The sequence below is a fragment of the Actinotalea soli genome (genome assembly GCF_017565425.1).
Lineage (GTDB): Bacteria > Actinomycetota > Actinomycetes > Actinomycetales > Cellulomonadaceae > Actinotalea > Actinotalea soli.
Genome location: NZ_JAGEMK010000013.1, coordinates 1 through 23,189, shown reverse-complemented (window position 1 = coordinate 23,189; position 23,189 = coordinate 1). Strand labels below are relative to the sequence as shown.

21 protein-coding genes are annotated in these 23,189 nt (G+C 71.6%); 19 read left to right on the top strand and 2 right to left on the bottom strand.

The genetic code is table 11. The annotated features are described in order from the left end of the window. Positions 1 to 55: 55 nt before the first annotated feature. The 14 genes from J4G33_RS16655 to J4G33_RS16590 all read left to right on the top strand — a co-directional run bounded on the left by J4G33_RS16655 (position 56) and on the right by J4G33_RS16590 (position 16,311). Complete coding sequence (locus J4G33_RS16655; protein WP_208057128.1) at positions 56 to 709, top strand: TetR/AcrR family transcriptional regulator; 654 nt, start codon at positions 56 to 58, stop codon at positions 707 to 709. A gap of 43 nt (positions 710 to 752) precedes the next feature. Continuing rightward, positions 753 to 1,730, top strand: coding sequence for an ABC transporter ATP-binding protein (locus J4G33_RS16650; RefSeq protein ID WP_208057127.1), 978 nt, complete (start codon positions 753 to 755; stop codon positions 1,728 to 1,730). Further along, complete coding sequence (locus J4G33_RS16645; protein WP_208057126.1) at positions 1,727 to 3,376, top strand: ABC transporter permease; 1,650 nt, start codon at positions 1,727 to 1,729, stop codon at positions 3,374 to 3,376. Before J4G33_RS16650 ends, J4G33_RS16645 begins: the two co-directional genes overlap by 4 nt. Positions 3,377 to 3,470: 94 nt before the next feature. Next, positions 3,471 to 4,265: a hypothetical protein gene (locus J4G33_RS16640; RefSeq protein WP_208057125.1), complete on the top strand. Its 795-nt coding sequence runs from the start codon at positions 3,471 to 3,473 to the stop codon at positions 4,263 to 4,265. A gap of 58 nt (positions 4,266 to 4,323) precedes the next feature. Then, a complete protein-coding gene (gene proC / locus J4G33_RS16635; RefSeq protein ID WP_208057124.1) occupies positions 4,324 to 5,151 on the top strand; it encodes a pyrroline-5-carboxylate reductase in 828 nt (275 codons plus the stop codon). Positions 5,152 to 5,171: 20 nt separating this feature from the next. Continuing rightward, positions 5,172 to 6,158: a LacI family DNA-binding transcriptional regulator gene (locus J4G33_RS16630; RefSeq protein ID WP_208057123.1), complete on the top strand. Its 987-nt coding sequence runs from the start codon at positions 5,172 to 5,174 to the stop codon at positions 6,156 to 6,158. A 124-nt stretch (positions 6,159 to 6,282) separates the two neighbouring features. Then, positions 6,283 to 7,887 (top strand): xylulokinase, encoded by a 1,605-nt coding sequence (locus J4G33_RS16625; protein WP_208057122.1) that lies wholly within the window; start codon positions 6,283 to 6,285, stop codon positions 7,885 to 7,887. A gap of 78 nt (positions 7,888 to 7,965) precedes the next feature. After that, positions 7,966 to 8,652, top strand: coding sequence for an L-ribulose-5-phosphate 4-epimerase (locus tag J4G33_RS16620; protein WP_208057121.1), 687 nt, complete (start codon positions 7,966 to 7,968; stop codon positions 8,650 to 8,652). A gap of 54 nt (positions 8,653 to 8,706) precedes the next feature. Further along, positions 8,707 to 10,215 carry an L-arabinose isomerase gene (gene araA / locus J4G33_RS16615; RefSeq protein WP_208057120.1) on the top strand — a complete coding sequence of 503 codons (1,509 nt, stop codon included), beginning with the start codon at positions 8,707 to 8,709 and terminating at the stop codon, positions 10,213 to 10,215. A 316-nt stretch (positions 10,216 to 10,531) separates the two neighbouring features. Further along, positions 10,532 to 11,335, top strand: coding sequence for a DeoR/GlpR family DNA-binding transcription regulator (locus J4G33_RS16610; RefSeq protein ID WP_307793975.1), 804 nt, complete (start codon positions 10,532 to 10,534; stop codon positions 11,333 to 11,335). A 116-nt stretch (positions 11,336 to 11,451) separates the two neighbouring features. Beyond that, on the top strand, positions 11,452 to 12,615 hold the full coding sequence (gene chvE / locus J4G33_RS16605) for a multiple monosaccharide ABC transporter substrate-binding protein (RefSeq protein WP_208057119.1): 1,164 nt from the start codon (positions 11,452 to 11,454) through the stop codon (positions 12,613 to 12,615). A 94-nt stretch (positions 12,616 to 12,709) separates the two neighbouring features. Then, the gene (mmsA, locus tag J4G33_RS16600) at positions 12,710 to 14,251 is read left to right on the top strand and encodes a multiple monosaccharide ABC transporter ATP-binding protein (protein ID WP_208057118.1); all 1,542 of its coding nucleotides are present in this window, start codon (positions 12,710 to 12,712) and stop codon (positions 14,249 to 14,251) included. Continuing rightward, positions 14,248 to 15,423 (top strand): multiple monosaccharide ABC transporter permease, encoded by a 1,176-nt coding sequence (gene mmsB / locus J4G33_RS16595; protein WP_208057117.1) that lies wholly within the window; start codon positions 14,248 to 14,250, stop codon positions 15,421 to 15,423. The genes mmsA and mmsB overlap by 4 nt, the downstream gene beginning before the upstream one ends. Positions 15,424 to 15,561: 138 nt before the next feature. Further along, positions 15,562 to 16,311, top strand: coding sequence for a YitT family protein (locus tag J4G33_RS16590; RefSeq protein ID WP_208057116.1), 750 nt, complete (start codon positions 15,562 to 15,564; stop codon positions 16,309 to 16,311). A gap of 67 nt (positions 16,312 to 16,378) precedes the next feature. On the opposite strand, the gene J4G33_RS16585 is transcribed toward J4G33_RS16590, so the two are convergent. Together J4G33_RS16585 and J4G33_RS16580 are read right to left on the bottom strand one after the other, a co-directional pair. Further along, positions 16,379 to 17,044, bottom strand: a complete 666-nt coding sequence (locus J4G33_RS16585; RefSeq protein WP_208057115.1) for a potassium channel family protein — start codon at positions 17,042 to 17,044, stop codon at positions 16,379 to 16,381. Continuing rightward, positions 17,037 to 18,371: a TrkH family potassium uptake protein gene (locus J4G33_RS16580; protein ID WP_208057146.1), complete on the bottom strand. Its 1,335-nt coding sequence runs from the start codon at positions 18,369 to 18,371 to the stop codon at positions 17,037 to 17,039. Before J4G33_RS16580 ends, J4G33_RS16585 begins: the two co-directional genes overlap by 8 nt. A 170-nt stretch (positions 18,372 to 18,541) precedes the next feature. Between J4G33_RS16580 and J4G33_RS16575 the strand changes: the two genes are divergently transcribed. The 5 genes from J4G33_RS16575 to J4G33_RS16555 all read left to right on the top strand — a co-directional run bounded on the left by J4G33_RS16575 (position 18,542) and on the right by J4G33_RS16555 (position 23,136). Further along, the gene (locus J4G33_RS16575; protein ID WP_208057114.1) at positions 18,542 to 19,735 is read left to right on the top strand and encodes an acetoin utilization protein AcuC; all 1,194 of its coding nucleotides are present in this window, start codon (positions 18,542 to 18,544) and stop codon (positions 19,733 to 19,735) included. A gap of 221 nt (positions 19,736 to 19,956) precedes the next feature. Beyond that, on the top strand, positions 19,957 to 20,160 hold the full coding sequence (locus J4G33_RS16570; RefSeq protein ID WP_243759298.1) for a helix-turn-helix domain-containing protein: 204 nt from the start codon (positions 19,957 to 19,959) through the stop codon (positions 20,158 to 20,160). 130 nt (positions 20,161 to 20,290) lie between these two features. Beyond that, entirely contained in the window at positions 20,291 to 20,389 is a 99-nt protein-coding gene (locus J4G33_RS16565) for a 30S ribosomal protein bS22 (RefSeq protein ID WP_003792170.1), read from the top strand. 193 nt (positions 20,390 to 20,582) lie between these two features. Further along, positions 20,583 to 21,608 (top strand): LacI family DNA-binding transcriptional regulator, encoded by a 1,026-nt coding sequence (locus tag J4G33_RS16560; RefSeq protein ID WP_208057112.1) that lies wholly within the window; start codon positions 20,583 to 20,585, stop codon positions 21,606 to 21,608. 151 nt (positions 21,609 to 21,759) lie between these two features. Continuing rightward, a complete protein-coding gene (locus J4G33_RS16555) occupies positions 21,760 to 23,136 on the top strand; it encodes an ABC transporter substrate-binding protein (protein WP_208057111.1) in 1,377 nt (458 codons plus the stop codon). Positions 23,137 to 23,189 lie beyond the last annotated feature (53 nt).

Sequence of the window (23,189 nt, the reverse complement as noted above, 5' to 3'; positions counted from 1 at the left end):
TTCGCCCTGCGACAACCCCTTGTGCCCAACTGAACGCGCGTTTAGCATCTTGAACATGCGTTCAGCGTCTGCGGCCGAGGACTCGACCGCCCGCGCGCGGATCCGGGACGCTGCCGTCCTGCGCTTCTCCCGCGAGGGCTTCCGGGCCTCCCTGCGGACCATCGCGCAGGAAGCCGGCGTGAGCGCAGCCCTCGTGGTGCACCACTTCGGCTCCAAGGACGGGCTCCGCGAGGCCTGCGACGAGCACGTCCTCGCCGTCATCCGAGAGCAGAAGCGGGACGCCGTGGGCCCGACAGGCCCGACGCAGCTCCTCGCGCGGATGGCCGAGCTCGACGAGTGGGCGCCGCTGGTCGGCTACGCGCTGCGCAGCATGCAGGCCGGCGGGGATCTCGCCCGGGCCTTCCTCGACCACTTCGCCGCGGACGCCGAGGAGTACCTCCGTGAGGGGGTGGCCGCGGGAACCATCCTCGCCAGCCGGGACGAGGTCGCCCGGGCCCGGTACCTGACGGTGATGGGCTACGGCGCCTTCCTGCTCGACATCGCGCTCCACCCGCCCGAGGACCCCGCCGACCTGCGCGCCTACCTGCACGGCTACCTCGAGCGCACCGGCCTGCCCGCGATGGAGCTCTTCACCCAGGGGCTGTTCACCGACCGCTCGATGCTCGACGCCTACCTCATGTACGTCACGGACCCGCCCGCGGAGGGCTGACCTCCGCGCCCCGCAGTCCCCGTACGACCCCGAGAGGTGCCCCGTGAACCCCGTCATCGACGTCCACGACCTGACCAAGCGCTTCGGCCGCGTGCTGGCCCTCGACGGCCTCGACCTCGTGGTCGAGCCCGGCGAGGTGCACGGCTTCCTCGGCCCCAACGGCGCCGGGAAGTCCACCGCGATCCGCGTGCTCCTCGGCCTGCTGCGCGCCGACGCCGGCAGCGTCCGGATCTTCGGCGCGGACCCCTGGGACCAGGCGGTGAGCCTGCACCGCCGCCTGGCCTACGTGCCGGGGGACGTGAACCTGTGGCCCAAGCTCACCGGCGGGGAGGCCATCGACCTCTTCGCGAGCCTGCGCGGCTCGCTGGACCAGCGCCGCAAGGCCGAGCTGCTCGAGCGCTTCGACCTCGACCCGAGCAGGCGCACCCGGACCTACTCCAAGGGCAACCGGCAGAAGGTCGCCCTCGTGGCGGCCCTCGCGAGCGACGTCGAGCTCCTGGTGCTCGACGAGCCGACCTCGGGCCTCGACCCGCTGATGGAGCTGGTCTTCCAGGAGTGCGTGACCGAGGCCGTCGCGGCCGGGGCCACGGTCCTGCTCTCGAGCCACATCCTGGCCGAGGTCGAGAAGCTCTGCGACCGCGTGACGATCATCCGTCAGGGCCGGGACGTGCAGAGCGGCACCCTGGCCGAGCTGCGCCACCTCACCCGGTCGACCGTCTCGGTCGTGACCACCCAGGAGGTCACCGGCCTGGACCTGCTCGACGGCGTCCACGAGGTGCGCCAGGAGGGCGGCCGCACCGTGCTCACGGTCGACGACCCGGCGCTCTCGGCGCTGATGTCCCGCCTGGCCCCCCACGGCATCGAGAGCCTGCAGGTGACCCCGCCCACCCTCGAGGAGCTCTTCGTCCACCACTACGGCACCGCGCCGTCCGGGGCGCCTGGCGGCACCGCGCCGTCCGGGGCGCCTGGCGGCACCCGGGCGGCCGGGGTGCCCGACGGCGCCGCACGGGGTGCACGGTGAGCGCGGTGACCGGGGCGGCCCCCGCGCGGCCGGTCGCCGCGACCCGCGGGGACCACGGCCTGACGGGCACCCGCCGGCTGGTGCGCTTCGGTCTGCGCCGCGACCGCGTGCGGATCCCGGCCTGGGCCCTGGGCGTCGCCGGGCTGGTCGGGTACATGGGCCTGGCCATCCCGCTCGCCTACCCCGACGCCGCGGCCCGGCAGACCCGCGCCGCGATCATGGCCGACCCGGCCGGGGCCCTGCTCACGGGCCCGGGCTACGGGTTGGCGGACTACACCTTCGGTGCGATGGTCGCCAACGAGCTCGTCGGCATGATCTCGGTGGCCGTCGCCCTGATGTCGATCTTCCTCGTGGTGCGCCACACCCGGGCCGAGGAGGAGACCGGCCGCGCCGAGCTCGTCCGGGCCGGGGCCGTGGGTCGCTACGCCCCGTTGACCGCGGCCCTCGTGGTCGCGGTGGTCGCGAACCTCGTCGTGGCCCTCGCGCTGGTCCTCGCGCTGAGCGCCAACGACCTCGCCCTCGTGGACTCGGTGGCTGTCGCCGTCGGGGTGGCGACCGTCGGCCTGGTCTTCACGGGCGTCGCCGCGGTGACGGCCCAGCTCGGTGACCACGGTCGCAGCGCGAGCGGGACGGCCGGGGCGGTCCTGGGCCTGGCGTACGTGCTGCGCGGCGTGGGTGACGCCCAGCAGCTGGGCGGCAGCGCGTCGTCCTGGGCGTCACCGATCGGCTGGGTGCAGCAGACCCGCGCCTTCGTCGACCTGAGGTGGTGGCCTCTGCTGCTCGGGCTGGGCCTGGCGGTGCTCCTCATCGCTGTCGCGTACGTGCTGGTGGTCCGGCGCGACGTCGGGTCGGGGCTCGTGGCCTCCCGCCCCGGCCGTGCGGGGGCGAGCCGTGGGCTGGTGCGCCCGGTCGGACTCGCGCTCCGGATGGAGCGGGTGAGCCTCGTGGGCTGGGGGGTGGGGCTCGCGGTCTTCGCGGGGCTGACCGGGTCGATGGGCCAGGGCGTGGTCGACAGCTTCCTCGAGCAGCCCGAGCTGGCCCAGGTCTTCGGCACCTCCGGTGCCCAGGACATGCTGCTGGCCACCCTCGCGGCCTTCCTCGGCTTCTTCGCCATGGCCGTCGCGGTCTACGCCGTGATCTCGGTCAACCACCTGCGCCGGGACGAGGACGAGGGCCGCACCGGGATGGTCGTCGCCTGCGGGGTGAGCCGGCCCCGGTGGCTCGGTTCCTCCCTGGCGGTCACGGCCGTGGGGGCGGTGGTGCTGCTCGTGGTCTCCGGACTCGCCCTGGGCCTGGGAGCTGGGCTGTCGACCGGCCGGGCGGGGCTCGCGGGGGAGTTCGCCGTCGCGGCGCTCGTCCACCTGCCCCTCGTGCTGTGCTTCGCAGGGCTCGCGGCCCTCGCGTACGCGGCGCGCACGGGGACGTGGGGCGTGTGGCTGCTGCTGGTCGCCTCGATCCTCGTCGGTCTCTACGGGCCGATCCTCAACCTGCCCGACGTCGTGCTCGACGCGGCCCCCTTCGGTCTGGTTCCCGCCCTCCCGCACGAGGCCCTCGAGCTCGGCCCGCTGGTCGCCCAGGGGGCGGTCGCCCTCGCCCTCGTGCTGCTCGCCACGCGGGCCTTCCGCCGCCGGGACCTCACCGGCTGACGGGGCCCCGCCTCGGGGCCGTCGGCGCCCTCGACCGGTGACAGGTGCGGCGAGGCCATAGTCTTGCCGCGACGGCAGCGGTAGGAGACGACGCATGGATGACAGCACCCGACGGCCCCGCGGGGACGCACGCGGGGCACCGACGGGACCGATCCCGGCGGGCACGGGCGAGGACTCGCGACGAGGTCGACGCGAGGCCGAGGGAACTGCCCAGGACGCCGCGCCGGCAGGACGACGGATCCCTCGGTGGGCGTTCGTCGTCGGCGCCGTGGTGCTCGTCGCCGCCGTGGTGGGGATCATCCTCGCGGTGACCAACAACGCCGAGACCGCCCCGCCGCCCGACCCCCAGATCGTGACCCTGCCGGTGCCGACCCCGACCGTGGAGCCGGCCGAGCGCGAGGAGGGCACCGCCTTCTTCGAGGCGCTGCCCTCGACGATCCTGGCCTTCGCCCTCACGGAGACCGCCGAGGAGTCCGCGCTGGTCGAGGCCGGCGCCATCGAGGCCTACCGCTTCGACTACTCGGACGGCTCGCAGGAGATCACGGTGCGGGCGGGGCAGTGGGCCGACGCCGAGGAGACCGAGGCGGCCCTCGCCGAGCAGCTCGCTGCTGCGGACGAGGAGATCGAGGCAGCCCGTGCTGAGGCGCCCTCCGAGGAGGAGGCCTCCGAGGAGGGCACTGCCGAGGAGAGCGCCGCCGAGGGGGCCGTCGCCGCCCCGGGGGTCGACGAGGGCACGGTCGAGGTCGACCGCGAGGAGGTCGGGCGCTACGTCATCCTCACCCGTGAGGACGGCACCGCGACCGCGTGGTGGACCAACGGCACCGTGCTGCTCCAGGTCGACGGCCCGGCCGCGGCGGTCCGGGACGTCTACACGGGCTACCCGCTCTGACGCCCTCGGCCTGGCTAGGCTGACGCACGCACCGTCCGCGTCACCCGAGGAGCAGCCCATGAGCACGTCCCGCTTCGGCCAGGTCGCCGTCCTCGGGGGCGGGGTGATGGGCGAGGCCCTCGTCGGGGCGATGCTCCGGGCTGGTGTCGAGGTCGACGACCTCAGTGTCAGCGAGCCGTCGGCCCATCGCGCCAACGAGCTCTCCGAGCGGTACGGGGTGCGAGCCGCGGACGGCAACGCCAAGGTCGCGAGCCGGGCCGACGTCGTCGTGGTGGCCCTCAAGCCCGGGGACCTCGCCGGGGTGCTCACCGAGATCGGGCCCCGCCTGCGGGAGGGGGCCGTGGTGGTCAGCGTGGCCGCGGGAGTCCCGCTGTCCTTCTACGAGCGCCACCTGCCCGAGGGCACCGCGGTCGTGCGGGTCATGCCCAACACCCCGGCCCTGGTCGGTCGGGGGGCCAGTGCGCTGAGCGGCGGCTCCCACGCCAGCGCCGAGCACCTCGAGACGGTGCGGGCCCTGCTCGCCGAGACCGGCCTGGTGCTGACGGTCCCGGAGAAGCACCTCGACGCCGTCACCGCCGTCTCCGGCTCGGGCCCCGCCTACGTCTTCTACCTGGTCGACGCCCTGGCCGAGGCCGGGGTCCTGCTCGGGCTGCCCCGGGCCCAGGCCCTCGAGCTCGCGACGGCGACCTTCGGCGGGGCGGTCGCGCTGCTCGAGGACGGCGGGGAGCACCCGGTGGTGCTGCGCGAGCGCGTGTCCTCCCCCGGGGGCACGACGGTCGCGGCGCTGCGGCAGCTCGACGCCCACGGCGTCCGCGCCGGGGTGCTCGCCGCGGCCGAGGCGGCCCGGGACAGGTCGCGCGAGCTCGCCGCCGAGATGGACGGGTGACGCCCCGTCGCCCTCCCGCGATGAGCGACGTCGCCGTCGTCGCGGGGGTCTCGCACCAGACGGTCTCTCGGGTGCTCAACTCCCACCCGAGCGTCCGCCCGGAGACGCGGCAGCGGGTCCTCGAGGCGATCGAGCAGCTCGGCTACCGCCGCAACGTCGCGGCCCGCGCCCTGGTCACCCGGCGCACCGGCACGCTCGGTGTGGTCACCTCGGGCTCGGCGCTGTTCGGTCCGACGAGCACCCTCATCGCGATCGAGGAGGCCGCGCGGGAGGCCGGGTACTTCGTCAGCCTCGCGACGGTGGCGCGGTGGGAGGTCCCGGCGCTGCTGCGGACCCTCGAGCACTTCATGTCGCAGGGGGTCGAGGGCATCGTCGTGGTGGCCTCGCACGACGACGCGGCCGACGCCGTCCGGGGCTTCGAGAGCACCGTCCCCGTGGTCATGGTGGGCCCCGAGGACCTGCAGGGTCCGCAGCTGTACTCGGTCGCGGTGGACCAGTACGCAGGGGCCCGGATGGCCGTGCAGCACCTGCTGGACCTCGGCCATCGCGACATCGTGCACCTCGCCGGCCCCGAGGACTGGTTCGACGCCCGCGCCCGTGCGCGTGCCTGGCGCGACGCCCTGGTCGAGGTCGGCGTCGAGGCCCGGACCGAGATCGCGGGGGACTGGCGCGCCGACCGCGGCTACGAGGTGGGCCTCGAGGTCGTGGCCGAGGGGCCGCCGAGCGCGGTCTTCGCGGCCAACGACCAGCTCGCCCTCGGGCTGCTGCGGGCCTTCGCCGAGCGAGGGCTCCGGGTGCCCGAGGACGTGTCGGTGGTGGGGTTCGACGACGTGGACGGCTCGGCGAACTTCTACCCGCCCCTGACCACGGTGCGCCAGGAGTTCCGTACCCTGGGGACCCGGTGCCTCGAGGTGCTGCTCGCCGCGATCGAGGGCGAGACCCCGTCCCGGCAGCGCATCGAGCCCCGGCTCGTGGTGCGCGCGAGCAGCGGTCCGGCCCGTCCGTGAGCCCGTCGTCACAGGGCTCGTGGGGACCGTGCCAGGGCACCGAAGGTCCCGGGGGGCACCGTCGACACCGTGTTAGTGTGAGCGTTAACATCGACCCCAGATCCAACCAATGACGGAGGACCGCATGGCCACCGACGACCACGCCACCGCCGCCCGGGACGAGATCGCGGCCGGACGAGCCGTCCTCGGCATCGAGCTCGGCTCGACCCGCATCAAGGCCGTCCTGATCTCCTCGGACGGCACCCCGCTCGCGGTCGGGGGGCACGCGTGGGAGAACCAGTTCGTCGACCGGATGTGGACCTACTCGCTGGACTCGGTCTGGACCGGGCTCCAGGAGAGCGTCGCGGCCCTCGCGGCTGACGTCCAGCAGCAGTACGGGATCCCCCTGGCCACGGTCCGCGCCCTCGGGGTGTCCGCCATGATGCACGGCTACCTCGCCTTCGACGCCGACGGCGAGCTCCTGGTGCCCTTCCGCACCTGGCGCAACACCACGACCGGTCCCGCGGCGGCCGAGCTCAGCGAGCTCTTCGGGTACAACATCCCGCTGCGCTGGTCGATCGCGCACCTCTACCAGGCGATCCTCGACGACGAGCCGCACGTGCCGCAGATCGCCTCCCTCACCACCCTGGCCGGCTACGTCCACCGTCGTCTGACGGGCCGCTCGGTCCTCGGCGTGGGGGACGCCTCGGGGGTCTTCCCGGTGGACACCGCGACCAAGGACTACGACGCACGGATGGTCGCCCAGTTCGACGAGCTGGTGGCCGCACGCCGTCCCGGGCTGCACCTGACCGACCTGCTCCCCGAGGTGCTCGTCGCGGGCCAGGAGGCCGGGCGGCTCACCGCGGAGGGCGCCGCGCTGCTCGACCCGACCGGCACCCTGCAGCCAGGCGCCCCGCTGTGCCCGCCCGAGGGGGACGCGGGGACCGGCATGGTCGCGACCAACGCCGTGGCCCCCCGGACCGGCAACGTCTCGGTCGGGACGTCGATCTTCGCCATGGTCGTGCTCGAGCGGCCCCTCGAGCAGGTGCACCACGAGCTCGACCTGGTCACGACCCCCGCCGGGGACCTCGTCGCGATGGTGCACTGCAACAACGGCGCCAGCGAGCTCGGGGCCTGGGCCGAGGTCTTCGGGCGGTTCGCGGCCGCCCTCGGTCACCCGACGGGGGCCGACGAGGTCTTCGGTGCCCTGCTGCGCGAGGCCCTCGACGGCGAGGCCGACGGCGGCGGGCTGCTGGCCTACAACTACCTCTCGGGGGAGCCGATCACCGGGCTCGACGAGGGCCGGCCCCTCGTGGTGCGCACCCCGGACAGCCGGCTCACCCTCGCGAACTTCGTGCGGACCCAGGTCTACGGCGCCTTCGGCACCCTGAGCCTGGGCATGCGCGTCCTCGCGGGCGAGAAGGTCGAGCTCGACACCCTCTACGCCCACGGTGGCATGTTCCGCACGGCCGGGGTCGCCCAGCGACTGCTGGCCGCGGCGGTCGGTGCCCCCGTCGCCGTGGCCCGGACGGCCAGCGAGGGAGGCCCGTGGGGGATCGCCGCGCTCGCGGCCTACCTCGAGACCGCGGGCGAGGAGGACCTGCCGACCTTCCTCAGCACCCGCCTCTTCGGGGACAGCGAGGTCGACGTCGTCGCCCCCGACCCGCAGGACGTCGCCGGCTACGGCGTCTTCCTCGAGCGGTACAGCGCGGGGCTCGCGATCGAGCAGGCCGCTGTCGAGGCGGTCTAGGCCACCGGCCGCGGGCATCAGCACCAGCAGAGGCAGCACAGCGCGCACCTGGCGTGCGCAGACGAAGGAGACGATGGGATGACTGGTCTGGACGCCTTCGGGCCCGAGGTCCACGAGGAGGTCGCGCGGGTCCGTGAGCTCGTGAGCCGGCTGCACGCCGAGCTGCCTCGCTGGGAGCTGGTGGTGTGGACGGCGGGCAACGTCTCGCAGCGCCTGAGCACCGCCGACCTCTTCGTCATCAAGCCCAGCGGGGTCACCTACGACGAGCTGACCCCCGAGTCGATGGTGGTCTGCGACCTCGACGGCACCCTGGTGGACGGCGACCGGTCGCCCTCCTCGGACACGGCTGCCCACGCCTACGTCTACCGCCACATGCCCGAGGTCAACGGCGTGGTGCACACCCACTCGACCTACGCCACGGCCTGGGCGGCGCGGGCCGAGCCGGTGCCCTGCGTGCTGACGATGATGGCCGACGAGTTCGGCGGGGACATCCCCATCGGGCCCTTCGCGCTGATCGGCGACGACTCGATCGGCCGCGGCATCGTCGAGACCCTGCGCGAGTCCCGCAGCCCGGCGGTCCTCATGCAGAACCACGGCCCGTTCACCATCGGCAAGGACGCCAAGGCGGCGGTCAAGGCCGCGGTCATGGTCGAGGAGGTCGCGCGGACCGTCCACATCTCGCGCCAGCTCGGCGACCCGCTGCCGATCCCGCAGGAGGACGTCGACCGCCTCTACGACCGCTACCAGAACGTCTACGGCCGCTGACCGGCCGCGCCCCTGAGCCCTCGACCTCACCCCGTACGTGACGAAGGAGTCCCCATGACCAAGCCCTATGCCGACCGCGAGGTCTGGTTCTGCACCGGCAGCCAGGACCTCTACGGCGAGGACACGCTCCGCCAGGTCGCCGAGCAGTCCCAGGCGATCGCCCGCGAGCTCGAGGCCGCCGACGCGGTCCCCGTCAAGATCGTCTGGAAGCCCGTCCTCAAGGAGTCCGACTCGATCCGCCGGATGGCCCTCGAGGCCAACGCCTCGGACGCGTGCATCGGCGTCATCGCCTGGATGCACACCTTCTCCCCGGCGAAGATGTGGATCGCGGGCCTCGACGCCCTGCGCACGCCGCTGCTGCACCTGCACACGCAGGCGAACGTCGAGCTGCCGTGGTCGACGATCGACATGGACTTCATGAACCTCAACCAGGCCGCGCACGGCGACCGTGAGTTCGGCTACATCCAGTCGAGGCTCGGCGTGGCCCGCAAGACCGTCGTCGGGCACGTCTCGAACCCGGCCGTGCAGCAGAAGGTGGGCACCTGGGCGCGGGCCGCCGCGGGGTGGGCCGCGACCCACGAGCTCAAGCTCGCCCGCTTCGGTGACAACATGCGCAACGTCGCCGTCACCGAGGGGGACAAGACCGAGGCCGAGCTGCGCTTCGGGGTGAGCGTCAACACGTGGGGGGTCAACGACCTGGTCGCCGCGGTCGACGCGGTCGAGGACTCCGCGGTCGACTCCCTGGTGACCGAGTACGAGGACACCTACGACGTCGCGGCCGAGCTGCGGGCGGGTGGGGACCGGCACGACTCCCTGCGCTACGGGGCCAAGCAGGAGCTCGCGCTCCTGGCCCTGCTGGGTGAGATCGGCGCGACCGCGTTCACCACGACCTTCGAGGACCTCGGTGCCCTGCGTCAGCTCCCGGGCCTCGCGGTCCAGCGGCTCATGGCCCAGGGCTACGGCTTCGGGGCCGAGGGGGACTGGAAGACCGCGATCCTGGTGCGCGCGGCCAAGGTCATGGGTGAGGGCCTGCCCGGCGGGGCCTCCCTCATGGAGGACTACACCTACGACATGGTGCCGGGGGACGAGAAGATCCTGGGCGCCCACATGCTCGAGATCTGCCCCACCCTGACCACCTCACGGCCGAGCCTCGAGGTGCACCCCCTGGGCATCGGCGGCAAGGAGGACCCGGTCCGCCTGGTCTTCGACACCGACTCCGGCCCGGGGGTCGTGGTGGCGCTGTCGGACATGCGCGACCGGTTCCGGCTCACCGCCAACGCGGTCGACATCGTCCCGCCCGACGAGGAGCTGCCGAACCTGCCCGTGGCGCGGGCCGTGTGGAAGCCCCAGCCCGACTTCGCCACCTCGGCCGAGGCCTGGCTCATGGCGGGGGCCGCTCACCACACGGTGCTGTCGACCCAGGTCGGCGTCGAGGCCTTCGCGGACTTCGCCGACATCGCCCGGACCGAGCTGCTCGTGATCGACGAGTCCACCACCTCGCGCGGGTTCGCCCAGGAGATCCGCTGGAACCACGCGTACTACCGGCTCGCGCAGGGCTTCTGAGGCGGAGCAGGGCCCCGGCGCTGCGCCGGGGAGGGGGCTCCCGGCAGGGCACGTGCCCTGCCGGGAGCCCTCGCTGGTTTCGGAACCAGAAGGGGGCCGTGCGTCGCCGGTGTCTCCGGCGCCGGTGCGCGGGGGTCAAAGGGGCCATGACCTGCGTTAGCGCAAACGGGTGACACGGTCGGACGGGCCGCGCGGAGGCGACGGCAGGGGACCTAGGGCCCGCCGGCAGGTCGCCACGTCCACCGTTACTGTTTCGCAATCAAAAGTTGTCTTCAAGAAGTTGACGCAAGGTTGCTCCAGCCCCGAAGGTAGGGGCGTGCTCAAGGAAGAGGCAGAGCAGCTGCCCGTCACGGTCCGCCGTGCGCGCATGCTCCAGGTGATCGCCGAACGCGAGTTCGTGCGTGTCGCCGACCTGTCCGAAGCCTTCGGCATCTCCGACGTCACGGTCCGTGCCGACCTCGCCGCCCTGGAGATCTCCCACTCCGTCCGTCGCGTCCGCGGGGGAGCGATGGCCCCCCCGCGCGGGATCCGGTCAGAGCCCTCCTTCGAGGAGTCCACCGTCGAGTTCGCCGGCGAGAAGCAGCGCATCGGCATCGCGGCCGCGGCCCTCGTGGCCCCGGGCACGAGCCTCCTGCTCGACGTCGGCACCACGACCACGGCCGTGGCCCGCGCCCTCGTCGCCCGGACCGACCTCGAGGGCGTCACGGTCGTCACGAACGGCCTCAGCGTGGCCCTCGAGCTCGAGGCGGCTGTGGGCAGGCTCGACGTCGTCGTCACGGGGGGCACCCTGCGTCGGCTGCAGCACTCGCTGGTGAACCCGATGGCGACGACCCTGCTCGAGGGCCTGCGCGTGGATCTCGCGATCGTGGGCTGCAACGGGGTCGACGCCGAGCACGGCGTGACCAACCTGAACCTGCCCGAGGCCGAGGTCAAGCAGGCGATGATCCGCGCCGCGGAGCGCACGGTGGTCGTGGCGGACGGCTCCAAGCTCGGCCAGGTCCACCTCGGCCGGGTCGCGACGACCGACCAGATCGACACGGTGCTCACCGGGACCTCGGCGCCCGAGGAGGAGATGCGGCGGCTCAGACGCCGCGGCGTGGACCTCGTCCGTGTCGAGTAGGCCGAGCAGCAGGACCCACAGAACTTCCTGACCGGTTCGGTCAGGTCGCCCGGACCGATCAGGGAACCGCCCAGATCAGTCCACATCAGGAAGATGCACGTTCTCGAGGAGGAGACATGAGCACCAAGAAGTTTGCCGCAGTCGCGGCAGGACTGACGCTCGCGATGGGCCTTGCCGCTTGCGGTGGCGAAGGCGCGGGCGACACGGGCACGGACACCGGCGGCGGCTCCGAGGGCGGCGACGCCGTCGAGGGCGGCACGATCGGTGTCGCGATGCCGACCCAGACCTCCGAGCGCTGGATCGCGGACGGCAACGCCGTCCTGGCCGGGCTCGAGGGCGCGGGCTACGACGTCGACCTGCAGTTCGCCAACGACGACATCCCCACCCAGTCGCAGCAGATCGACCAGATGATCACGCAGGGCGTGGACCTGCTCATCATCGCGGCGATCGACGGCACGGCCCTCACGGGTCAGCTCGACGCCGCGGCGGCCGCGAACATCCCGGTCATCGCCTACGACCGGCTGATCAACGACAGCGAGAACGTCGACTTCTACGTCACCTTCGACAACTTCGAGGTCGGCGTTCAGCAGGCGACCTCGCTGCTCGTGGGCCTGGGTGTCCTCAACGAGGACGGCTCGGAGGGCGACGCCGAGGGCCCGTTCAACGTCGAGCTCTTCGCCGGCTCGCCCGACGACAACAACGCGACCTTCTTCTGGGACGGCGCGATGTCCGTCCTCGAGCCCTACATGGAGGACGGCACCCTCGAGGTCCCCTCGGGCCAGACGGAGTTCGAGCAGGCCGCCATCCTGCGCTGGCAGCAGGAGACCGCCCAGCGTCGTATGGAGGACCTCCTGACCTCGGCGTACAGCGGTGGCACCGAGCTGCACGGCGTGCTGTCGCCCTACGACGGCCTGTCGCGAGGCATCATCACGGCCCTCCAGGGCACCGGTGGCTACCCGGCCACGATCGAGGAGGGGCTGCCGGTCGTCTCCGGCCAGGACGCCGAGATCGCCTCGGTCAAGCTGATCGCCGACGGCACGCAGTTCGCGACGATCTTCAAGGACACCCGCAAGCTCGCGGACCAGGCCGTCGTCTCGGCCCAGTCCTTCCTCGCGGGTGAGGAGCCCGAGGCGAACGACACCGAGAGCTACGACAACGGGGTCAAGATCGTCCCGTCGTACCTGCTCGAGTCGGACATCGTCTACGAGGGCAACATCACGGAGCTGCTCGTCGACAGCGGTTACTGGACCGAGGAGCAGGTCGAGTCGGGCCAGGCCTGACCAACGCAAGCCCCGATCCGGCCCGGCGGTCCCCCCACCGCCGGGCCGGATCGGCCCCGCCAGCGCGGCCCACGAGAATCGAGGACTGAGGCCGATGAGCAACAACATTCTGGAGATGCGCAGCATCACCAAGACCTTCCCCGGCGTGAAGGCTCTGCAGGACGTCACCCTCGAGGTCGAGCGCGGGGAGATCCACGCGATCTGCGGCGAGAACGGCGCCGGCAAGTCGACCCTGATGAAGGTGCTCTCGGGCGTGTACCCGCACGGCACCTACACCGGGGACATCTACTTCGAGGGCGAGCACGCCAAGTTCGGGACGATCAACGACTCCGAGGCCAAGGGCATCGTGATCATCCACCAGGAGCTCGCGCTCATCCCCTACCTCTCGGTGGCCGAGAACATCTTCCTCGGCAACGAGCAGCGCGGCCGCGGCGGCATGATCGACTGGAACCACACGAACTCCGAGGCGGCCAAGCTGCTCGCCCGCGTGGGCCTGCGCGAGAACCCCACCACCCCCATCAACCAGCTCGGGGTCGGCAAGCAGCAGCTCATCGAGATCGCCAAGGCGCTCTCCAAGAAGGTCAAGCTCCTCATCCTCGACGAGCCGACCGCTGCGCTCAACGACACCGACTCGGCCCACCTGCTCGACCTGCTGCGCCACCTCAAGGGCCAGGGGATCACCTCGATCATGATCTCCCACAAGCTCAACGAGATCGCCGACATCGCCGACCGCACCACGATCATCCGTGACGGCCGGACCATCGAGACCATCGACATGAAGGACCCGGCGTCCACCCAGGACCGGATCATCAAGGGCATGGTCGGCCGCGACCTCGAGCAGCGCTACCCCCACCGCACGCCCGAGATCGGCGAGGAGGTGCTGCGGGTCGAGAACTGGACCGTGCACCACCCGACCCAGCACGACCGCGTCGTCGTCCGGGATGCCTCCTTCAACGTCAAGGCGGGCGAGGTCGTCGGTATCGCGGGCCTCATGGGCGCCGGGCGTACCGAGCTGGCGATGAGCATCTTCGGTCGCAGCTACGGGCGCGACATCAGCGGCGAGATCTACCTGCGCGGCGAGCGGATCCAGGTCCGCAACGTCTCCGAGGCGATCTCCCACGGGCTCGCGTACGCCACCGAGGACCGCAAGCGCTACGGGCTCAACCTCATCGAGGACATCCGCCGCAACATCTCCTCGGCAGGTCTGGGCAAGCTGTCGAAGCGCGGCTGGGTCAACGGCAACGAGGAGCTGAAGATCGCGGGAGAGTACCGCGAGAGCCTGAACATCAAGGCTCCCAGCGTGCTCTCGGTGGTCGGCAAGCTCTCGGGCGGCAACCAGCAGAAGGTCGTGCTGAGCAAGTGGCTCTACACCGACCCTGACGTGCTGATCGTCGACGAGCCCACCCGTGGGATCGACGTCGGGGCCAAGTACGAGATCTACACGATCATCAACCGGATGGTCGCCGCAGGGAAGGCGGTCGTGGTGATCTCCTCCGAGCTGCCCGAGCTGCTCGGCATCTGCGACCGCATCTACACCCTCGCCTTCGGGCGGATGACCGGAGAGGTCCCTGCCGGCGGTGCCACGCAGGAGAGCCTCATGGAACTCATGACGATGGAAAAGGACCAGGTGCAATGACCGGCATCGCCGACGTACGGGAGCTCGTCACCCGGAACCTGCGGCAGAGCGGCATCTTCATCGCGTTCATCGCGATCGTGGTGCTCTTCTCCCTGCTCAACCCGAACTTCCTGAGCCCGGGGAACCTGACCAACATCGTCCTGCAGTACTCCTACATCCTGATCCTCGCGATCGGGATGGTCATCGTGATCATCGCGGGGCACATCGACCTGTCGGTCGGCTCGTTGGTCGCCCTGACCGGGGCGGTCTCCGCCACCGTGGTCATCGCCAACGGGAACCCGTGGTGGATGGGTGTGCTGGCCGCGATGGTGGTCGGTCTCCTCGCGGGGGCCTGGCAGGGGTTCTGGGTCGCCTTCGTCGGGATCCCGGCCTTCATCGTGACCCTGGCCGGCATGCTCGTGTTCCGTGGCCTGACCTACGAGGTCCTCGACAACATCTCGCTGTCCCCCTTCGGCGGCTCGTACTACCTCATCGCCAACGGCTTCCAGAACGGCCTGTTCGGTGGCCCGGGCTACGACGTCTTCACCCTGGTGGTCTTCGCGATCGCCGTCGTCGGCTACGCGATCAGCCAGTTCCGTGCCCGCCAGGCGAAGATCGCCTACCAGCAGGCCGTCGAGGCCTTCCCGCTCTTCATCCTCAAGATCGTGCTCGTCGCCGCGGTCGTCATGTGGTTTGCCTACCAGCTCGCCCAGAGCCGTGGTCTGCCGAACGTGCTGATCCTGCTCGCCGCGCTGATCCTCATCTACACGCTGGTGACGCAGAAGACGGTCTTCGGCCGTCACGTCTACGCGATCGGTGGCAACCTCAGCGCCGCGCAGCTCTCAGGCGTCAAGGTGCGGAAGGTCAACTTCTTCATCTTCGTCAACATCGGCTTCCTCGCGAGCATCGCGGGCATCGTCTACTCCTCGCGGTCGAACGGCGCGCAGCCGGGCGCAGGAAACATGTTCGAGCTCGATGCGATCGCCGCCTGCTTCATCGGTGGCGCCGCGGTGACCGGTGGTGTGGGGCGGGTGACCGGGGCCATGATCGGTGGTCTGATCATGGCCGTCATGAGCAACGGCATGCAGCTCATGGGTGTCGACCAGTCGGCCCAGCAGGTCGTCAAGGGTCTGGTCCTGCTCCTGGCCGTCGCCTTCGACGTCTACAACAAGCGTCGGGCGGGCACCCGCTGACCAGCGGTCCGCGCCCTACGCGCTGACGGACCCGAAGGGCCCGGCCCGCCTCGAGGCGGACCGGGCCCTTCGGCATGCCCGCCCGGCCCGGCCGTGCGGGGGCGCAGGGAGTCCGCACGGTGTGGTTCCATCGGGCCCGTGAGCAGAACGAGCCCCTCGGCCCCCCGCCCCCCGAGCGTCCCCGAGGAGGGGCCCGGCGCCGACGAGCGCCCGGTCCCCGGAGCCAGCCGGGTTCCCGGAGCCAGCCCGAGCACCGGAGCCGAAGGGGCCCCCGCCGGCCCGTCGGGTCTCAGCCCCCTCCCGCACTCCTGGGTCGAGGACGTCGTCGCGACCCTGCTGGGCACCTACCTCGCGGCCCTCGGCGTGGCTCTCCTGGACGCGGGCGGTGCGGTCACCGGAGGGACGGCCGGCCTGTCCCTGCTCCTCGGCTACGCCGCGGGGCTGCCGTTCTGGCTCCTGTTCCTCCTGGTGAACCTGCCGTTCCTGGCTCTGGGCACGTGGAAGCGGGGCTGGGCCTTCGGGGCGCGGACCTTGGTCGCGATCGGGCTCGTGGGCGGCGGCTCCGAGCTCCACGGCCAGATGCTCGACCTCGCGTCCGTGCCACCCCTCTACGGCGCCCTGACCGGGAGCCTGCTCGCCGGCGTGGGGATGCTCATCCTCTTTCGGCACAACGCGAGCATGGGCGGGTTCAACACGTTGGCCCTCGTGGTGCAGGACGTGTGGGGCATCCGCGCGGGTTACGTCCAGCTCGGGTGCGACGTGGTGATCATCCTGGCGGCCCTGACGGTGGCGCCCCCCGGGATCGTCGCGGCCTCGGCCCTCGGCGCGGCCCTGCTCAACCTGGTCCTCATCATGAACCACCGGCCGGGCCGCTACCTCGGCACCTGAGCGGCCACCCGACGGCCGGGCCCTGCCCGTGAGCCCACCGACGGCCGGGCCCTGCCCGTGAGCCCACCTACGGCCGAGCGGCGAACCTCTCGAGGAGGTCGGCGTGCCCCGACACGATGAGCAGGTCGTTGGCCGAGATCCGGGTCTCCTCCGTGGCGTACACGAACTCCTCGCCCGGGGGCTTGACCCCGATGACCGTCACGCCGTACTTCTTGCGGATCTGCGACTGGCCGATCGTGAAGCCCTGGGTCTCGTGCGGGGGGCGCATCTTGACGATCGTGAACCCGTCCTCGACCTCGATGTAGTCGAGCAGCTTCCCCGAGACCAGGTGCGCGACCCGGTTGCCGGCGTCCGCCTCGGGCAGGACCACGTGGTGAGCGCCGATGCGCTGCAGGATGCGCGCGTGCTCGACGGAGACCGCCTTGGCCCAGATCTGCGGCACGCCGATGTCCACGAGGTTCCCGGTGATGAGCACGCTCGCCTCGAGGGAGGTGCCGACCCCGACGACGGCGACACGGAAGTCCCGCGCACCGACCTGCTCGACGGCGTCGGGGTTGGTCAGGTCGGCCTCGATCACCGGGACGCGACCTGACCAGTACTGGACCAGGTCCGCCGACTTCTCGACCGCGAGCACGTCGTGCCCCAGCCGGTCGAGGGTGTTGGCGATCGCGCCGCCGAAGCGGCCGAGGCCGATCACCAGCACCCCTGCGTTCTTGCTCTTGTCCTCAGCCAACGATGGGCCTCTCTTCCGGTAGGCGGACCACGCGCTGACGGTCGCGCAGGGCGAGCGCCCCCGCGAGGGTCATGGGTCCGGTACGGCCGACGAACATCAGGACCGACAGGATGTACTTGGCGCTGTCGGGCAGGTCAGCGGTGATCCCGGTGCTCAGCCCGCAGGTCGCGAAGGCGCTGATCGTCTCGAAGAGGACGACGTCGAGGCTCAGGCCGGTGATCTCGAGCAGCAGCAGGGTCGCGACCAGCACGATCGTCGCGGCCATGAAGGAGACCGCGATCGCGACGCGCACGATGTCGTGCTGGAGCCGGCGCCCGAAGGCCTCCAGGTCCCGGTCGCCCCGCGCCTCGGCGCGGATCGCGAGGAAGAGCACCGCCAGGGTGGTGACCTTGAGGCCTCCCGCGGTCGAGGCACTGCCCCCGCCCACGAACATCAGGGCGTCGCTCACCAGCCACGTGGTCTCGTTCATCTCGCTCACGGGCACCGTGCTGAAGCCGCCCGAGCGGGTGTTGACGCTCGCGAAGACCGTGTTGAGCAGCTTGCTCGACCAGCTCAGGTCGCCGTAGGTCGCGGTGCGGTTCCACTCGGACGCCCCGATCACGAGGGCACCCACGACGAACAGGACCCCGGAGGTGAGGATGGTGAGCTTCGTGTGCAGGGCCCAGCGCCGCGGGGTGCTCCACGTGCGGGCCACGTTGAGGATCACCGGGAAGCCGAGGGAGCCGATGAACACCCCGACCATGACCGGGATCTCGATGAGGGCGTCCCCGGTGAACGGGACCATCCCCTCGGCGTTGGGCACGAACCCGGCGTTGTTGAAGGCCGAGATCGCGTAGAAGATGCCCCACCAGAACGAGGTGATCGTGTCGTACCCGAGGTAGAGGAACCGCGGCACGAGGACCAGGGCTGCCGCGAGCTCGACGGCGGTCGAGGCGAGGATCACGGTGCGCAGCAGGGTGCCGACCTCGCCGAGCTTGGTGGTGCGCGTCTCCCGGGCGGTCAGCATGCGCTGGGTCAGGCCCATGTGCCGCGAGACGGCGACACCGAGCAAGGAGGCCAGGGTCATCACGCCCAGGCCGCCGACCTTGATCCCGACGAGGATGACCGTCTGGCCGAACCCCGACCAGTAGGTGCCGGTGTCGACCGTGACCAGCCCGGTGACGCACACCGCGGAGGTCGCGGTGAAGAGCGCGTCGACGAACGGGGCCGACCGTCCGCTGGCGGTGGCCTGCGGGGTGAGCAGCAGGGCCGTGAAGACCGCGATGACGCTCGCGAAGACCGTCAGGGCCAGGCGGGCGGGCGTCTGTCGGGCGACCTGGTCGACCATCTCGCGCGCGAGGAGCAAGGGCCGCGGCAGTGCCACCCCGCACCTCCCGCTCTCGCTGCGTCCGACGGTCCCGGTGACCGACGTCCAACTCTGGCACGTCCGCGGCGTACCGGCGGCCTCCGCGGGCGGCGTGGCCCGCGCGTCTGCCCGACCTCCGGCTACGGTGAGGCATGACCTCGCCGGGCCCGCACCGCACCCGCCTCGTGTGGTCCACGGAGATGCTGGGCTACGACTTCGGTGACGGCCACCCCATGGCGCCGCTGCGCCTGGACCTCACGATGCGTCTCGTGGAGGACCTGGGTCTGACCACGCTCCCCGGCGTCGAGCTCGTCGGAGCGGCCCCCGCCCCGGACGCCCTCCTCGAGACGGCCCACGCCCCGGGCTACGTCGCCGCCGTGCGCGCCGCCTCGCTGCACGGGAAGCTCGACCTGGTCCACGGCCTCGGGACGAGCGACGACCCCGTCTTCCCCGGCATGCACGAGGCCGCGGCCCGGGTGGTGACGGGCAGCGTCGAGGCGGCCCTGGCCGTCTGGCAGGCCAGAGCGGACCACGCGGTCAACCTCACCGGTGGCATGCATCACGCCATGGTCGACCACGCCTCGGGGTTCTGCGTGTACAACGACGCGGTCGCCGCGATACGTGCGGTGCTCGAGGCGGGCGCCGAACGGGTCGCGTACGTGGACGTCGACGCCCACCACGGGGACGGCGTCGAGCGCGCGTTCTGGGACGACCCGCGGGTGCTCACCATCTCGGTCCACGAGAGCGGGCACACCCTCTTCCCGGGCACCGGTCATCCGACCGACGTCGGCGGACCTCACGCGCGGGGCCGGGCCGTGAACGTGGCGCTCCCCTCGGGGACCACCGGGACGCCGTGGCTGCGCGCGGTCGCCGCGGTGGTCGAGCCCTTGGTGCGGAGCTTCCGGCCCGAGCTGATCGTGAGCCAGCACGGGTGCGACGCGCACGGGTCGGACCCGCTGACGAACCTCGCGGTCTCGGTGGACGCCCAGCGCCGGGCGATGGGCATGGTGCACGACCTCGCGCACGAGGTGTCGCAGGGGCGATGGGTCGCGCTGGGGGGCGGCGGCTACGCCGTGGTCGAGGTCGTCCCTCGGGCGTGGGCCCACCTGGTGGGGGTCGCGACGCACCACCCCGTCGACCCGGCCACGCCGGTCCCCGAGGCGTGGCTCGAGCACGTCGCGACGGTGCTCGGTGCTGCCGGCCCCGTGACCATGGGGGACGAGGACCTCGTGCTGCCCCGCCTGTGGTCCGAGGGGTACGACCCCGGAGACCTCGTGGACCGGATCATCATGGCCACCCGCCAGGCGACCTTCCACCACCACGACCTCGACGCCCTGTACGACTGAGGACCGCGGAACCTGGCGCCTGGCCCGTACGGGTGATCCTGCCCTGGGCGCGAGCGTCCGTCGGTATGTCACACCCTTCACCTCTTTCACTCCAGCACCGTCAGGCCCTAGGGTTGAGCAGCGCTGCGGCAGGGGTCGTGGCGAAATGAACCGGGCGCGCCTGAGGGCCCCCCGGACTGGTTCCAGATCGGGGCAGCATGAGCAGTGGGCCGGAGCCGCGGATGCGGTACCTGACGGTCGCCGAGGTGGCTGACACCATGCGCGTGTCCCGGATGACCGTCTACCGCCTCGTGCACGGTGGCGAGCTGCCCGCGGTGCGGGTGGGTCGTTCCTTCCGCGTCCCGCAGGACGCCCTCGAGGCCTACCTCGCCGCCTCCTCGGTCGAGGGCGAGCAGGGGAGCCAGGGCAACCGCCTCTCCTCCTGACCGTCGCGGGGCCCGCTGACGCGGGGAGTCCCGGGACCGGGTAGACTGGGCGGCGGACTTTCCAAGCGCGTCAGTGGTTCGGTGCTCCCGGCCCGCGGTTCGCGCAGAACCGATCACATTGCGAGGACCCATGGGCTCCGTCATCAAGAAGCGCCGTAAGCGCATGGCCAAGAAGAAGCACCGCAAGCTGCTGCGCAAGACGCGTCACCAGCGTCGCAACAAGAAGTAGCCGTCTGCCCGGTCGCCGGGCGATGCGATGACCTCCGGGCCCGGCACGTGAGTGCCGGGCCCGCGGTGTACCTCGATCCCGCGTCGTGGCGGACACGGGCCTCTACAACGATGTAGGCTCGAGCCGGTCCAGCCACGGTCGGCGTGCCCGCACCCGGGGAGGAGCTGGCGCGTGTCACCGAGAGGGCGGTCCGATGGCGGCAACCATGCAGGACGTCGCGCAGCGCGCGGGGGTCTCGATCAAGACGGTCTCGAACGTCGTGAACGGCTACCCGTACATCCGGGAGAGCACGCGGCAGCGAGTCCTCGACGCGATCCAGGCTCTCGACTACCAGGTCAACGCGGCCGCGCGGAACCTGCGGACCGGGAGGACGGGCATCATCGCCCTGGCCCTGCCCGAGCTGAGCCTGCCGTACTTCGCCGAGCTCGCCGATGCCGTGATCGAGTCCGCCGACGAGCAGGGCCTGACGGTGATCATCGAGCAGCACGGGGGGCGCCGGGAGCGGGAGCTCGACGTGCTCTCGGGCGTCCGGAGGCACCTCACGGACGGCTTGATCTACAGCCCGCTCGCGCTGGGCGAGGGTGACGAGGCGCGTCTCGACGTCGACTTCCCGCTCGTCCTGCTGGGGGAGCGGATCTTCCACGACCCGGTCGACCACGTGACGATGGACAACGTCGAGGCGGCCCGGGCGGCGACCGCGTACCTGCTGGGCCTGGGACGCCGCCGGATCGCCGTGATCGGGGTGCACCCCGGCGAGGTGGTCGGCTCCGCCGGTCTGCGTCTCGAGGGTCATCTCGCCGCCCTCGCCGAAGCCGGGGTCGCGCCCGACGACGCCCTGCTGGGCGCCGCAGGCCTGTGGCACCGGGCGACGGGAGCCGAGGCCATGGCCGCCATGCTCGACAAGGGCGTGCGCCCCGACGCGGTCTTCGGCCTCAACGACGCGCTCGCCCTCGGTGCGATGCACGAGCTCCAGCTCCGGGGGATGCGCATCCCGGAGGACGTCGCGGTGATCGGCTTCGACGACATCGACGAAGGGGCCTACGCCAACCCGGGCCTGACGACTGTCGACCCGGGCCGCGGGCAGATCGCGCGGACCGCTGTCGAGATGCTCGCGACGCGGATCAGCAGCCGGGGAGCGGCCGCACCGCACCGCGTGGTCGCGGACTACACGATCGTCGTCCGGGGGTCGACCGAGGCCGGTCACGACCGCCCGGCGTGAGCTTCGGAGGTCGTTCTCGCCCTGGGCCTTGACTCCCGATCTACAACGTTGCATTCTTACTTCTGCATCGATGTAGACGCACGGGTCCTCGCCCGCTCGTCTCTCAGCTCCCGGACGGCACGAGCCTCCGGTCGAATCAAGGAGGATTCGCATGCAGGGCATTCGCAGCTCGGCCCGCCGACGGACCGTCGTCGGCGCAGCCGCTCTCGGCGTGGTCACCGTGCTCGCCGCGTGCACAGGCGGGAACGGTGAGGGCGGTGGCGGTGGCGGCGGTGGCTCGTCGTCCTGCACCAACTCGATCCCGAACGGTGACGCTGAGCAGGTCAGCGTCTGGGCCTGGTACCCGGCCTTCGAGCAGGTCGTCGACCAGTTCAACGAGACCCACGACGACGTCCAGATCTGCTGGACCAACGCCGGCCAGGGCGCCGACCAGTACACCGCCTTCTCGACCGCGATCGAGGCGGGCTCGGGCGCCCCGGACGTCATCATGCTCGAGGCCGAGGTGCTCTCGACCTTCACCATCCGTGACGCCCTCGTCGACCTCGCCGAGTACGGCGCGGCCGACCGTGCCGACGAGTTCACCGAGGGCGCGTGGAGCGACGTCAGCAGCGGCGACGCGGTCTACGCGGTGCCGGTCGACGGCGGCCCGATGGGCATGCTGCTGCGGCAGGACATCTTCGACGAGTACGGCGTGGACGTCCCGACCACGTGGGAGGAGTTCGCGACCGCGGGCCAGGAGCTCAAGGACGCGGGCTACGACGGCTACATCACGAACTTCCCGATCAACGGCAACGCCTTCATCCACGCGCTGATGGCTCAGAAGGGCTGGTCGCCCTTCACCTACGACGCCGCGTCCCCGACCGACATCGGCATCGACGTCAGCACCCCCGAGGCCGAGGAGGTGCTGACCTACTGGAACGACCTCATCGAGCAGGACCTGGTGAGCACCGACGAGGCCTTCACGGCCGACTACAACACCAGCCTCGTCGACGGCACCTACGCCGTCTACCTCGCTGCTGCCTGGGGCCCGGGCTACCTCCAGGGGCTCTCGGACGCCGATGCCGAGGCCATCTGGCGGGCCGCCCCCATCCCGCAGTGGGAGGGCGAGGAGCCGACCCAGATCAACTGGGGCGGATCGACCTTCGCCGTGACCACCCAGGCCGACAACCCTGAGCTCTCGGCCCAGGTGGCCCAGGAGATCTTCGGCAACGAGGACGCCTGGGAGATCGGCATCGGCGAGGCGGCCCTGTTCCCGCTGTGGCGCCCGGTGCTCGAGTCCGACGACTTCACGAACCGTGAGTACGAGTTCTTCGACGGCCAGCAGATCCAGGCCGACGTCTTCCTCGAGGCGGCAGCCGGCTACGAGGGCTTCACCTTCGCGCCGTTCCAGACCTACGTCTACGACCAGCAGACGCAGGTGCTCCAGTCGATGGTCGAGGGCCAGGCCGCTCCGGCCGAGGTGCTGCAGACCTTCGAGGACTCCCTCCTGAGCTACGCGAACTCGCAGGGGTTCACCGTCGCCGAGTGACCACCCTCCGGGCGGGCGGCGGGGGGCCCCCCCCCCCCCCGCCCCGCCCCCCC

Bases quoted from the DNA above. Each gene is read 5' to 3' on its own strand.
- mmsA (WP_208057118.1), top strand. From the start codon at position 12,710: ATGAGCAACAACATTCTGGAGATGCGCAGCATCACCAAGACCTTCCCC.
- J4G33_RS16555 (WP_208057111.1), top strand. From the start codon at position 21,760: ATGCAGGGCATTCGCAGCTCGGCCCGCCGACGGACCGTCGTCGGCGCA.
- J4G33_RS16570 (WP_243759298.1), top strand. From the start codon at position 19,957: ATGCGGTACCTGACGGTCGCCGAGGTGGCTGACACCATGCGCGTGTCC.
- J4G33_RS16630 (WP_208057123.1), top strand. From the start codon at position 5,172: ATGAGCGACGTCGCCGTCGTCGCGGGGGTCTCGCACCAGACGGTCTCT.
- J4G33_RS16560 (WP_208057112.1), top strand. From the start codon at position 20,583: ATGGCGGCAACCATGCAGGACGTCGCGCAGCGCGCGGGGGTCTCGATC.
- araA (WP_208057120.1), top strand. From the start codon at position 8,707: ATGACCAAGCCCTATGCCGACCGCGAGGTCTGGTTCTGCACCGGCAGC.
- J4G33_RS16625 (WP_208057122.1), top strand. From the start codon at position 6,283: ATGGCCACCGACGACCACGCCACCGCCGCCCGGGACGAGATCGCGGCC.
- J4G33_RS16575 (WP_208057114.1), top strand. From the start codon at position 18,542: ATGACCTCGCCGGGCCCGCACCGCACCCGCCTCGTGTGGTCCACGGAG.
- proC (WP_208057124.1), top strand. From the start codon at position 4,324: ATGAGCACGTCCCGCTTCGGCCAGGTCGCCGTCCTCGGGGGCGGGGTG.
- chvE (WP_208057119.1), top strand. From the start codon at position 11,452: ATGAGCACCAAGAAGTTTGCCGCAGTCGCGGCAGGACTGACGCTCGCG.
- J4G33_RS16655 (WP_208057128.1), top strand. From the start codon at position 56: ATGCGTTCAGCGTCTGCGGCCGAGGACTCGACCGCCCGCGCGCGGATC.
- mmsB (WP_208057117.1), top strand. From the start codon at position 14,248: ATGACCGGCATCGCCGACGTACGGGAGCTCGTCACCCGGAACCTGCGG.
- J4G33_RS16620 (WP_208057121.1), top strand. From the start codon at position 7,966: ATGACTGGTCTGGACGCCTTCGGGCCCGAGGTCCACGAGGAGGTCGCG.
- J4G33_RS16565 (WP_003792170.1), top strand. From the start codon at position 20,291: ATGGGCTCCGTCATCAAGAAGCGCCGTAAGCGCATGGCCAAGAAGAAG.
- J4G33_RS16640 (WP_208057125.1), top strand. From the start codon at position 3,471: ATGGATGACAGCACCCGACGGCCCCGCGGGGACGCACGCGGGGCACCG.
- J4G33_RS16580 (WP_208057146.1), bottom strand. From the start codon at position 18,371: ATGGTCGACCAGGTCGCCCGACAGACGCCCGCCCGCCTGGCCCTGACG.